Annotated in this window: 9 protein-coding genes and 2 CRISPR repeat arrays; all 9 genes read left to right on the forward strand. The window is 70.3% G+C overall.

What is annotated here, in order from left to right:
- Positions 1-59 precede the first annotated feature (59 nt).
- A complete protein-coding gene (locus K7787_RS01440; protein WP_247720430.1) occupies positions 60-719 on the forward strand; it encodes a TetR/AcrR family transcriptional regulator in 660 nt (219 codons plus the stop codon).
- Positions 720-813: 94 nt separating this feature from the next.
- A CRISPR array of direct repeats spans positions 814-1,937; the repeat unit is 29 nt; unit sequence GTCGACCCCGCGCCCGCGGGGATGCTCCG.
- 242 nt (positions 1,938-2,179) lie between these two features.
- Positions 2,180-5,023 carry a CRISPR-associated helicase Cas3' gene (cas3, locus tag K7787_RS01445; RefSeq protein WP_308036276.1) on the forward strand — a complete coding sequence of 948 codons (2,844 nt, stop codon included), beginning with the start codon at positions 2,180-2,182 and terminating at the stop codon, positions 5,021-5,023.
- 282 nt (positions 5,024-5,305) lie between these two features.
- Positions 5,306-7,012, forward strand: coding sequence for a type I-E CRISPR-associated protein Cse1/CasA (gene casA / locus K7787_RS01450; protein WP_223000191.1), 1,707 nt, complete (start codon positions 5,306-5,308; stop codon positions 7,010-7,012).
- A gap of 137 nt (positions 7,013-7,149) precedes the next feature.
- Positions 7,150-7,755, forward strand: a complete 606-nt coding sequence (gene casB / locus K7787_RS01455) for a type I-E CRISPR-associated protein Cse2/CasB (protein WP_043262374.1) — start codon at positions 7,150-7,152, stop codon at positions 7,753-7,755.
- Positions 7,756-7,860: 105 nt separating this feature from the next.
- On the forward strand, positions 7,861-9,015 hold the full coding sequence (gene cas7e, locus K7787_RS01460) for a type I-E CRISPR-associated protein Cas7/Cse4/CasC (protein WP_223000192.1): 1,155 nt from the start codon (positions 7,861-7,863) through the stop codon (positions 9,013-9,015).
- On the forward strand, positions 9,012-9,809 hold the full coding sequence (gene cas5e / locus K7787_RS01465) for a type I-E CRISPR-associated protein Cas5/CasD (protein WP_223000193.1): 798 nt from the start codon (positions 9,012-9,014) through the stop codon (positions 9,807-9,809). The genes cas7e and cas5e overlap by 4 nt, the downstream gene beginning before the upstream one ends.
- Before the next feature lie 5 nt (positions 9,810-9,814).
- Positions 9,815-10,567, forward strand: a complete 753-nt coding sequence (cas6e, locus tag K7787_RS01470; protein WP_197073970.1) for a type I-E CRISPR-associated protein Cas6/Cse3/CasE — start codon at positions 9,815-9,817, stop codon at positions 10,565-10,567.
- A gap of 6 nt (positions 10,568-10,573) precedes the next feature.
- Positions 10,574-11,578, forward strand: coding sequence for a type I-E CRISPR-associated endonuclease Cas1e (gene cas1e, locus K7787_RS01475; protein ID WP_223000194.1), 1,005 nt, complete (start codon positions 10,574-10,576; stop codon positions 11,576-11,578).
- Entirely contained in the window at positions 11,575-11,883 is a 309-nt protein-coding gene (cas2e, locus tag K7787_RS01480; protein ID WP_019981104.1) for a type I-E CRISPR-associated endoribonuclease Cas2e, read from the forward strand. The genes cas1e and cas2e overlap by 4 nt, the downstream gene beginning before the upstream one ends.
- A gap of 18 nt (positions 11,884-11,901) precedes the next feature.
- Positions 11,902-12,234: a CRISPR direct-repeat array (repeat unit 28 nt; unit sequence GTCGCCCCCGCGCCCGCGGGGATGCTCC).
- Positions 12,235-12,248: the final 14 nt, after the last annotated feature.

Consider the following 12,248-nt stretch of genomic DNA (forward strand, 5'->3'; position numbering starts at 1 on the left):
CCTTCGAACGTAACGGAAGCCCTTCCGTTTAGCAATCGGACGATCGGATCGGAGCCGCCATGCCGCCGTCATCCGCCCGAGCCCCGCGCAGCGACGCGGTGAACAACCGGGCCCGCATCCTCGCCGTCGCCGCGGACGCCTTCGCCGCGTCCTCGGGGGTCTCCATGACGGCCGTCGCCAAGCAGGCCGGGGTCGGCGTGGGGACGTTGTACCGGCACTTCGCCACCCGCGAGGAACTGATCGTGGAGCTCTACCACCACGAGATCCAGAAGGTCATCGACCTCGCCCACTCCCTCGCGGCCGACCTGCCCCCGCTCGACGCGCTCCGCCGCTGGTTCGAGGAGGTGGCCCGCTACGGGAAACTCAAGCACGGCGTATCGGAGGTCATCCACGCGGCGACCAACGGCGGACTCGACGACAAGAACTACCAGCCGTTCCTGGGCGCCATCGCCGCCCTGCTCGACGCCGGCGTCGCGACCGGGGAACTGAAACCGGGCACCGACCCCGAGGACGTGCTCCTCCAGCTCAGCGTCCTGTGGCGGATTCCACCGGGCGAGGGCGCCGAGGCCCGCGCCGACCGCATCCTGGAACTCATCCTCGACGGCCTGCGCACCCGGCCCCAGGCCCCGGCGCCTGACCCCGCGCCAGACCTGCAGGATGATCTGCCCACCCCCTCCGGCCGGAGTGGAACGGCAACGAGGACACCCTCTCCGGCCTGAGCCGAAGGGGGTGTCGAGAGGACGAGCCGGGCTGTACGTTGCAGCACTAAATGAAATCACCCACACCGTCGGGTAAAGTCCCAGCTCAACAAGCGTCGCCCCCGCGCCCGCGGGGATGCTCCGGCCTCCGTGGTGGCCCCGTCGAGTCGAAGACCGTCGCCCCCGCGCCCGCGGGGATGCTCCGCGGGTTATCGCGGGTCCGACGGTCTGAAGGTGGTCGCCCCCGCGCCCGCGGGGATGCTCCGACCATGGGCGACTTCCTGCGGACTCACGACCGGTCGCCCCCGCGCCCGCGGGGATGCTCCGAAGGAGCTGCGCGAGGAACTCGCCGCCGAGTCGTCGACCCCGCGCCCGCGGGGATGCTCCGAAGTACGGCACGCATTTCACGTGGCAACAGATGTCGACCCCGCGCCCGCGGGGATGCTCCGGCCACCGACAGCGTGCGCGTCATGAACGCGATGTCGACCCCGCGCCCGCGGGGATGCTCCGATCAGCTTCGAGGATGTCGCCGGGTCCATGGCGTCGACCCCGCGCCCGCGGGGATGCTCCGTGGAAACCGGTGGTAGCGGGGGCCGCCGTGCAGTCGACCCCGCGCCCGCGGGGATGCTCCGGCCGCTACCGGATTCGATGCCGAGTGGATGACGTCGACCCCGCGCCCGCGGGGATGCTCCGATGCTCGCCGACACCGGCATCGACGGCCCGGTGTCGACCCCACGCCCGCGGGGATGCTCCGCCGCTGACGAATGCACGCCTCGGCGGCCCGGTGTCGACCCCGCGCCCGCGGGGATGCTCCGTCCACGACAGGCTGGTACCACGCCGGGATGGCGTCGACCCCGCGCCCGCGGGGATGCTCCGAGGACGGGTTCGAGGACTCGGTCATCGCGGACGTCGACCTCGCGCCCGCGGGGATGCTCCGCAGCTCGGAGAGATCGCCACCAAGGTCAAGGAGTCGACCCCGCGCCCGCGGGGATGCTCCGATCCAGGCCACGACCGAGGGCCGCACCGTGCGGTCGACCCCGCGCCCGCGGGGATGCTCCGTACCGCGCCCAGCGGCACGTGTTCGAGGAGAAGTCGCCCCCGCGCCCGCGGGGATGCTCCTCCGACGTCGCCCTCGCCGTCCACGTCAGTGCGGACCCCGCGCCCGCGGGGATGCTCCGGTCCGGCCCTCCGGCCGCTTGCCATTCGCGGAGTCGACCCCGCGCCCACGGGGATGTTCTGCTCCTGGAGGAGGCGGTGTGGATCGCAGATCGAGTCAGTTCCGACCTGGGTCGGGGCTGTGGGTTGCTGGCGTCGCGTATTTCGGGGCCGCGAAGCTCCTCTGGGCGTGAAGAGAGGAGTGTTTTTGCAGGTGAAGGACTGTTGTCAGTGGTGGCCTCTATGCTCCGGTGCTCAGTTGTGGTTGAGCGAGTGGGGGCGGGGTGGACGTTCGGGAACTGAGCGCTCGGTACGAGCCGTTGGTCGTGCGGGCGTTGGAGACGTTGTGGGGGAAGTCGCGGGAGCGGGCTGGAGGCAGTACCCATCTTCTTCTGGCGCATCTCTTGGACACGGCAGCGGTCGCGGAGTTGCTGTGGGACGGCTTTCTCGCGCGTTCGACGCGGTCGGCGCTTGACACGGTCGCGGGTGGGGCGGGGCGGGGACGGCGGTTGTTCGTCTGGTTGTGCGGGGTGCACGACTGCGGCAAGGCGACGCCGGTGCATCAGCGTCTGTGGCCGGAAGGCGCGGAGGCCGTGCGTCGGGCGGGGCTGACGTGGGTTGAGGCGGCTGCCGCGGCAGGGGTGAAGAAGCAGAAGCGGTGGCGTCATGACTGGGCCGGTGGGCTGATGGCGCGAGAGCTGCTGGCCGAGGCCGGGTGGGCTGCGGAACAGTTGGACTGGGTGTGGCCGCTGGTCGCCGGTCATCATGGGGCCTTTCCGTCGCTCAAAGACGTCCAGGAACCTCGGCCGGCGAAGGGGCAGTTGCGTGGGAGAGGCGCCTGGCGTCAGGTGCAGCACGCGGTCCTTGAGGTGTTCACCCGCGAGGTCGGGTTCGAGACGGTCGATGAGGTGCAACCTGCGGCCGTCCCGTCCAGGGCACTGCAGTTGCAGCTCAGCGGCCTGGTGGTCATGGCGGACTGGATCGCGAGTGACGAGCGTTTCTTCAAGGGTGTCGACGATCTGCGACTCGTGAGCCTGGATGCTTCTCGCGAGCGCGCGGTGTCGGCGTGGAAGGCCCTGGGACTGCAGGGAGGCTGGGGAGCCTTGGAGACGCCCGGACCGGAGGCGTTCCAGGATCGGTTCGGGTATGCGCCGCGGCCTTCGCAGGCGATGGTGGTCGAAGTGGTCCGTCGGATGGGTGGTCCGGGGATCGTGGTACTCGAAGCGCCGATGGGTGAGGGCAAGACGGAGGCCGCTCAGGCTGGGGCGGAGATTCTCGCGGCACGGTTCGGTGCGGACGGTGTGTTCATGGGGATGCCGACCCAGGCGACCAGCGATCCCATGTTCACCCGCACCCGCCAGTGGGTGGAGGGGATCGGAGAGCAGCTTGCCTCCCGGGTGGTACTGCTGCACGGCAAGAGGGCCTTCAACCGTGAGTGGAAGGCCCTGCTGGAGGATGCGGGGGAGCATGCGGACGAAGCGTTCTGCGGGGTGGACGAGTTCGGGTTGGAGGACGACCCGTACGGCATCGAGCCCGAGGCGCGCGGGACGCTGGAGCGGCAGGCGCCCGCCGAGTGGTTTCTGGGGGCGAAGCGTGGGCTGCTGGCGCCGTTCGTCGTCGGTACGGTCGATCAGCTGCTCTATGCGGCTACCCGCACGCGGCATGTGATGCTGCGGATGGCGGGCCTGGCCGGCAAGGTCGTGGTTCTCGACGAAGTGCACGCGTGCGACGTGTACATGAGCCAGTTCCTGCGGGAGGCGCTGCGCTGGCTGGGACAGGCCGGAGTACCGGTGATCGTCTTGTCGGCGACGCTCGCTCCCGTTCAGCGTCAGGCCTTGGTCGAGGCTTATCTGGCGGGTGCGGCCTCGCGTGAGGAGCTGTGGGTCGAGGTGCCAGCACCGCTGGGATATCCGCGTGTCACGGCGGCCTGGCTGTCGGCTTTTGGGGAGCCGCAGTTCGATGCGGCGGCGACGGGAAGCTGGCGCACGGACCTCGGTGTGGAGGTGTCGGTGGTGCCGGAGGCGGTGCCCGGCGCGCGCTGCTCACGCGAGGAGCGGCAGCGGTTGCAGGGCGAGGCGGATGCGAGGGTGGGGGAGCTGCTGGTCAGTGAACTCGCCGACGGCGGGACCGCTCTCGTCATCCGTAACTCCGTTGCCCGGGCGCAGAGTCTCTTCGAGGAGTTGCGTGGGCGGTTCGGGGACGACGAGGTGCGGCTGTTGCATGCCCGTTTCACGGCGACGCGGCGTGCCGATCTGACGGAGGAGTGCCTGCGCCTGCTGGGCCCGAGGACGCCGCGCTCTCGGAGCGGCCGATTGATCCTGGTGGCGACCCAGCTTGCCGAGCAGTCCTTCGATGTCGATGTCGACCTGCTGGTCACGGACCTGGCCCCGGTGGATCTTCTGCTGCAGCGTGTGGGGCGGCTGCATCGGCACGAAGACACATGGCGCCCGGACAGGCTGCGCGTCCCGCGGGTGTTCGTGACCGGGTTCGAGCCACGTGAGGGACGCGAGCCGGCGTTCGCGTTCGCCGGCGAGAAGATCTACGGCCGTCATCTGCTGCTGCGGACCGCTGCTGTGCTGCCCGGCGCGGGGGAGACGTGGTCGGTTCCGGGGGATGTACCCGGTCTGGTGGAGGAGGTGTACGGAGCCGATGCGTCGCTGCTGCCCGAGGCGTGGCAGGAGGCCGGTGAGGCAGCCCGTGAGGAGCAGGAGACGCAGGACCGGACCCGTGCCGAGAACGCCCGGCAGTTCCTGCTGACCCCGCACGGAGAGCACGAGCGGCGGACGCTGGCGGGTCTGCACTACGGAGGGTCGACCGCGGGCAGTGACGAGAGCTCTTTGCAGGCGGCGGTCCGTGACGGCGACGAATCCGCTGAGGTCGTTCTGGTGGTCCGTGACCAGGATGACGCGGTCTTCCGGACACTGGCAGGGCGCACGCTGAGTGTGAACGGCGATGTGGCACCGGACGTGCTGGATGAGGTGCTGGGTTCGGTAGTGCGGTTGCCGTCGAAGTTCACCGAGTCGGTGGCGGAGTTGAAGCCGTTGCCCGGATGGCACGGGCACCCGTGGTTGCGGAGGAGCCGTGCTCTGGTCCTGGACACCACGGGCAGGGCCCGGCTGGGCGACATCACGGTGTCTTACGACGACGAGTTCGGGTTCCGGCAGGTCTAGAGGGGCAGTGGCCGGCTCTGGCGGCTGTCACCGGGTGCAAGGTGGGGTGAGCCGCCGGGCTGGTGCCCGACGGCTCGTCGCCCCGCGTGGCGCGGGGTCGAAGTGGTTCCCGATCCGCTGTGCAAACAGAGAAGGGGATCATCCCCGCCGTCCGGCCATGGCGTACCCGTGGCTGGCCGGGGTCAACGGCCAGATTCTTGCACCTGATTGTGGAGAAGGCGCGCGCGTGGCTGACGCCGGCTGCTAGCGTCAAAACATAGAAGCTTCCATGAGGGGGAACTGATGGAGCACGGCTTTTCCCTGACGGACGAGCCCTGGCTGCGCTTACCGGCCGCCACAGGAGGCCCCGCGCGGGAGCGTTCGCTGCGCACGGCGTTGCTGGAGGCGCACGCCTTCGGTGACTTGGTGGTGGAAGTCCCCACCCAGAGGCCCGCCGTGTTGCGGCAGATCCTGCTGCCAGTGGTCCTCGACGCCCTGGGCCGTCCGGCCGACGAGCGGGAATGGGCGACCTGGTTCTCCGCGGGGCGGTGGACGGAGGAACAGCGTGCACGGCTCGAGGAGTATCTGGACGCGCACCAAGGGCTGTTCGACCTTTTCGACCCGGTGCAGCCCTTCGGGCAGGTTGCCGGTCTGCGTACCGCGAAGGGCGAGACGAAGAACGCCGGGCTGATCGTCGCGACCGCTGCCACCGGCAACAACGTGCCGCTGTTCGCCTCGCGTACGGAGGGCGACGCCTTCTCTCTGACTCCGGCGCAGGCGGCGCACTGGCTGCTGCACACGCACTGCTGGGACACCGCGGCGATCAAGACGGGCGCCGTGGGAGACCCGAGGGCGAAGGCGGGCAAGACGGTCGGGAACCTGACCGGGCCGCTCGGGCAGATGGGCGTCACCCTGCTGGTCGGTACGACGTTGTTCGAGACGCTGCTGCTGAACATCCCGGTCGGGGCTCCGCCGACATCGACCGACCGGCCGCAGTGGCGGAGGTGTGAGCCCGCGGACCCGCGGTCGGCCGGCACGCCCCAGTGGGAACAACGGTTGCCCGAAGGGCTTCTGGAGCTGTGGACCTGGCAGTCCCGCCGTATCCGGCTCTTCCCGGAAGCCACCCCAGAAGGCGTGCGGGTGACGCGCGTCCTGGTCGCCGCGGGAGACCGTATGCCGTACACGCCCGAGACCGAGCCGCACACCATGTGGCGCCTGGAGCCGACCGGCGGCCGGAACACGGGCAGCCGCAAGGGCGGCACCGTGCCGCCGCGCCGCCCCCTGCGCCTGCAACCGGGAAAGGCGGCCTGGCGTGGGCTGGATGCGCTCCTCGCCCCCGAGCGGGTGGCCCGTGAGGCCGGGGAGAAGACCAGCGGGTTCGCCACGAGCAAGCTCCTGGACCAGGTGGGCGCCCTGGCGCCCGACCTCGGCGAGGCCTATCCGCTGCGCGTGGAACTCTCCGGCATCGCGTACGGCAACCAGTCGGCCGTCATCGAGGACGTGATGTTCGACGCGCTGCCTCTCCCACCGACCGCACTGGAGACGGACAGCGACGTCCGGTCCGCTCTCCTCGAAGTGGCCGAGCAGGCAGAGCAGTTGGCGATGGCGGTCAACCACCTCTCGGCGGATCTACGGCGTGCTCTCGGTAGCGAACCGATTCCCTGGGACAAGGGACAGCGGCCCGGCGAACTCGTCCTGCATGCTCTCGACCCACTGGTGCGGCGCCTGCTGGCCGGAATGCGCGGAGTGGAGGACCTGGAACGGATCGAGGCCGGACAGCTCGCCTGGGAGCAGCTGGCGTGGCGTCGCACCTGGGAGATCGCCGACCGTCTCCTGCAGGCCGTACCCGTCGGAGCGTTCATGGGCAGGAGCATCACCCAGGGGGAGGGGAAGCCCGAGCGGACGTACCGCGTCTCGTCGGCCGAGGCGTCCTTCCTCCGGCGCCGTGCGGAGATCCTTCACCGGGCCGCCGCCGCCCGGCGGGACCACCCAGGCCCCGACGACCAGTAGACAACGCGGCAGCCTCCGGGGACACAGCTCCCGTCCGCCCCGCCCGGGCCCGGCCATCCGGCTGTGCCCCGCCCCCCGCAGCACCTTCTCGCACGCCCCGTGCGTCACAGCGTTCCTCATCACGTCTGGACACGGCCATGACCGAAGAAGATCCCGTCAAGCAGCGCATCTGGCACCGTTACATCGCCGCGGACGGCACGTGGCGCCGTGAGAACGGCTCCGCGGCCACGCGGCGCCCGCCCGGGGAGGACCTCGCGGTACTGCGCCGAGGCCTGAGCCGTCCTGCCGGAACCGTCTTGGAGATGTTCCCGTTCTACACCTGCCCGATCGACGACTTCGCTGCCCGCCGCGGCGAGGTGTCCGCCGAGCAGGAGGCCGAGCACATCGCGCTCGCCCTCTACGGCCTGCACCAGCAGAGCCAGGACAGGCCCATGCACCGCGACGGAGTCGGCCTCGGCCGCGCCATGCTCGCGCTCCGGCGCCACGACCGCACCAGCGACGAGGCCGTCGACTCCCGCTTCCAACAGGCATTCTCCGCAACATCGACGACCGCACTGCAGCAGCGTCTGCGCGGCCTGATCACCCAGCTCAAGGACATCAAGCAGCCCCTCGACTACAACCGCCTGATCTCCGACCTCCACGACTGGAACCGGCCTGACTCCCGCTCCCGCGTACGCCGCCGCTGGGGCCTGGACTACTACGGCTGGACCCAGCAGGCAACGGCCCCGCGATCCGGCCGCTGACCCACCCCGCACCATCTGACGTCCGCCCGACCGCGGACACCCCCGCATCCGCGACGACCGCGGACCGACCGACTCCCGCTCACCCGCACCACCTGGAGCAACCCGATGACACAGCGCCTCTACATCGACGTACACATCGTCCAGACCGTCCCGCCCGCGAACCTCAACCGGGACGACCAGGGAAACCCCAAGGAGGCCATCTACGGCGGAGTCCGCCGCTCCCGCGTCTCCTCCCAGGCGTGGAAGCGAGCGACCCGCCGACACTTCGACCTCCAGGCCCCCGAGCAGGACCGCGCCACCCGCACCAGGCGCATCACCAACGAACTCACCACGCGCATCTGCCGCGACACCGACCTGAACCGCGAGGCTGCCGCCCCCATCGCTGACGCCTTGCTCGCACAGCTCGGCCTGAGCCAGGGAAAGAAAGCCGGCGACACCGCCTACCTCCTCTTCTACGGCAACGCCCAGCTCGATGCCGTGGCCGCCCTCGTCACCGACCGCGCCGCCGACCTCGCAACCCTGGACGACAAGGCCCTCACCGAAGCAGTCAAGGAACTGCCCGTCGCGAAGACATTCCAGACCGGACACCCCGTGGGCGTCGCTCTGTTCGGCCGCATGGTCGCCGACATCCCCAAACTCAACGTCGACGCCGCCGTACAGGTCGCCCACGCGCTCTCCACCCACGAGACGCAGCTCGAGTTCGACTACTTCACCGCCGTCGACGACCAGAACGAGAAGGACGAGACCGGAGCCGGGATGATCGGCACCATCGGCTTCAACTCCGCCACCCTCTACCGCTTCGCCACCATCGGGTTCGCCCAGCTCACCGCCAACCTCGACGGTGATACCGAAGCCGCGCTCGACGCCGTCGACCGGTTCGTCGACAGCTTCGCCCTGTCCGTCCCCACCGGCTACCAGAACTCCTTCGCCCACCGGACCCGGCCCAGCCTCATCGCCGTTGTCGTACGCACCGACCAGCCCGTCAACCTCGTCTCCGCCTTCGAAGAGCCCGTCGCCGCGGAAGCCGGCATCCAGGCCGCCTCCGCGCGCCGCCTCGCCGAGGAGCACATCACCGCCACGCAGGTATGGGGCGACACCCCCCTCTACCAAGCGGCCAGCCACACCTTCACCACCCGCGAGCCCCGCACCAAGGACACCGTCGAGACCCTCACCCAGGCCTTCGGTGAACCCGTCACCTTCGCCGATCTGCGCACCACCCTGCGCACCCGCATCAGCGCCACCCTGGGGGAACAGGCGTGACGTCCACCGACCACACCTCCGTCCTCCTGCTGCGGCTCGCCGGCCCCCTGCAGTCATGGGGCGACCGCAGCACCTTCAACCGACGTGAGACCCGGCCCGAACCCACCAAGTCCGGAGTCGTGGGCCTGCTCGCCGCAGCCGCCGGCCGCTCGCGCCACGCCGCCGTGGACGACCTCGCCGCGCTGGGACTCGGCATCCGCATCGACCAGCCCGGCAGCATTCTGCGCGACTACCACACCGTCAGCGACTACCGCGGCCAGCCACTCCTGTCCGCCGCCGTGTCCGCCAAAGGCCTGCAGAAACCCACGTCCCCCGCCAAGCACACCCACATCACCCAGCGCTTCTACCTCCAGGACGCCGTTTTCCTGGCAGCCGTCGAAGGCCCCCGAGAACTCATCACCACCCTCGAACACGCCCTACGCCATCCCGCCTTTCCCCTCGCCCTCGGCCGCAGGTCATGCGCGCCCGCACAACCCCTGGCCCTGGGACAGCGCACCGGCACGCTCGAGGACGTGCTGCGCGCGGAGCCCTGGCAGGCAGCCCCCGCCGTACGCACACGGTGGGGCCGCCAGAACGGCAACGCCGCCCGCATCGACCTCCCCGCCACCCTCGACGACCCGGCAGGCGACGAAGTCCGCGACGACGTTCCCCTGTCCTTCGCCCCCACCAGCCGTACGTTCACCACCCGTCGTACCCGCCACACCTATCTCAGCGCCCCCACCGGCCTCACACCCGATCCCGCGCAGCCTCCGACCACCGGCGGCCACGACCCCTTCGCCCTCCTGGGCTGGTGACCGACATGCCCTACCTCTCCCGTATCCGCATCAACCCCCTGCGCGCCGAGAGCCGCAAACTCCTCGCCAGTCCCCGTGCCATGCACGCCGCAGTCCAAGGAGGCCTGCCCGGCCCGCCCGAACAGGAACGCACCCTGTGGCGCCTGGACGCAGACAACCCCCACCGCCCCCTCCTGTTCGTCCTCACCACCGGCAAACCGGACTGGACCCACCTCGTGGAACAGGCAGGATGGCCCGGCGCCGACGGTGAGCACTACGCCGTACGCGACTACGCCCCCCTCCTGCGGCAACTGGCAACCGGCCGCAGCTTCGCCTTCCGCCTGACCGCTAACCCCGTCCAGAACACCAACCGGCCCGACAAACTCACCCCGCGTCAGCAAGAGCGCATCGAAGCCGGCGACCGGCGCAGCTTCCGCCTCGGCCACCGCACCGCCACAGCCCAGCTCAACTGGTTCCTCACCCGCACCGCACGCTGGGGCTTCGACATCCCCACCGCACCCTCCCTGGACGGAACCCACGACACCGACAACCAACCGCCCCGGGACATCCGCATCATCACCCGTCAACGCCGCTCCTTCGGCAAAGGGCCCCTCACCCCCAAGGAAACCCACGTCGTCATGCACGCGGTCACCTTCGAAGGACGCCTGCGCATCACCGACCCCGCTCTCCTCACCGAACGCCTCCTGGCCGGCATCGGCCCCACCAAGGCCTACGGCTGCGGACTGCTCACCCTTGCCCCGCTCCCCGAAAGGGCATGACCACCCGTGCCCGACATCTGGTGGAAAGCCGACCCTCAGGACCTGCACCGCGTTGTCGACCGCGTCTCCAGTGTCTACGTCGAGCGCAGCCACCTGGACCGCGACGAGAACGCCGTCGTCATCATCAACAAACAGCAGACCGTCCGCGTCCCCGCGGCCATGGTGGCCGTCATGCTGCTCGGTCCCGGCACCCGCGTGACCCACGGAGCCATCCGGCTGCTCGCCGACTCAGGCACCACCGTGTGCTGGGTCGGCGAGCAAGGCGTACGCATGTACGCAGCCGGCCTCGGCCCGAGCCGCGGCGCCGGCCTCCTGCACCGCCAGGCCTGGCTCGTCACCCGGCCCAAGGAACGCCTCACCGTCGCGCGCGCCATGTACGGCATGCGCTTCCCCGGCGAAGACGTCTCCGCGCTGACCATGCAGCAACTCCGCGGTCGCGAAGGCACCCGGGTCCGCAAGTTCTACCGCGCCCAGGCGGAGCGCACCGGCGTCCCCTGGAACGGCCGCGTCTACAAGGCCGGCGATGCCTTCGCCGCAGGCGACGACCTCAACCGCCTCCTGTCCGCCGCCAACGCCGCCCTCTACGGCATCTGCCACGCCGTCATCATCGGGCTCGGCGCCAGCCCGGGCCTCGGCTTCGTCCACACCGGAAAGGCCACGTCCTTCGTGCTCGACATCGCCGACCTGTACAAGGCCGAGTACACCATCCCGCTCGCGTTCGACCTCGCCGCACAAGGTCTCACCGAAGAACGCGACGCACGACTGGGCCTCCGCGACCTCGTCGCCCGCGACAAACTGCTCAACCGCATCGTCACCGACATCAAGAACCTGCTGACCCCACAAGGCACGGACTTCGACGACTCCGAGTCCAACCACCTGTGGGACGAACACCTCGGCACCGTCCCGGGCGGCACCAACTACGGCCACGCGGACCTGTCGGCTCACGGAATGACCGACAGCCACATCGCGGTCATCGGCCCCGACATCAACGACACCGACCCCACACCATGACCGTCATCATCCTCGTCGCCGCCCCAGAGGGTCTCCGCGGGCACCTCACCCGGTGGATGGTCGAGGCAAGCGCCGGCGTGTTCGTCGGCAACCCCAGCCGCCGCATCCGAGACCGACTCTGGGAACTCCTGGCCACCCGCATCGGCGACGGCCAGGCCATCCTCATCGAACCAGCGGCCAACGAACAGGGGTGGGCCGTCCGCACCGCGGGCCGCGACCGCTGGCAACCGGTCGACTTCGACGGCCTGATCCTCTCGGCCCGCCCCAAAAAACAACCAAACGAAAACAGCCACCCCACCCGATAAAACCCCAGCCCAACAAGCGTCGCCCCCGCGCCCGCGGGGATGCTCCACCCGAGCCCGCGGTGAGGGTGTCTCGGTCCGGGTCGCCCCCGCGCCCGCGGGGATGCTCCGCCGCCGCCGAGCGCACCCCGGACACCCCGCCCGTCGCCCCCGCGCCCGCGGGGATGCTCCGCGCATCCTCACCTTCCCGCCGCCGCCGGTGCTGTCGCCCCCGCGCCCGCGGGGATGCTCCTCTGTTGCCTGGGGCAACCAATCGGCCAGGATTGTCGCCCCCGCGCCCGCGGGGATGCTCCGTGCTGCGGCCCCTCGGTGCTGTCGTAGGCCGGGTCGCCCCCGTGCCCGCGGGGATGCTCCGGTCCGCATCGTCG

The sequence above is a fragment of the Streptomyces sennicomposti genome (assembly GCF_019890635.1).
GTDB classification, from domain to species: Bacteria; Actinomycetota; Actinomycetes; order Streptomycetales; family Streptomycetaceae; genus Streptomyces; species Streptomyces sennicomposti.

Excerpts from the sequence above, each read along its gene's own strand:
- casA (WP_223000191.1), top strand. The coding sequence starts at position 5,306 with ATGGAGCACGGCTTTTCCCTGACGGACGAGCCCTGGCTGCGCTTACCG.
- cas2e (WP_019981104.1), top strand. The coding sequence starts at position 11,575 with ATGACCGTCATCATCCTCGTCGCCGCCCCAGAGGGTCTCCGCGGGCAC.
- cas7e (WP_223000192.1), top strand. The coding sequence starts at position 7,861 with ATGACACAGCGCCTCTACATCGACGTACACATCGTCCAGACCGTCCCG.
- cas6e (WP_197073970.1), top strand. The coding sequence starts at position 9,815 with ATGCCCTACCTCTCCCGTATCCGCATCAACCCCCTGCGCGCCGAGAGC.
- casB (WP_043262374.1), top strand. The coding sequence starts at position 7,150 with ATGACCGAAGAAGATCCCGTCAAGCAGCGCATCTGGCACCGTTACATC.
- K7787_RS01440 (WP_247720430.1), top strand. The coding sequence starts at position 60 with ATGCCGCCGTCATCCGCCCGAGCCCCGCGCAGCGACGCGGTGAACAAC.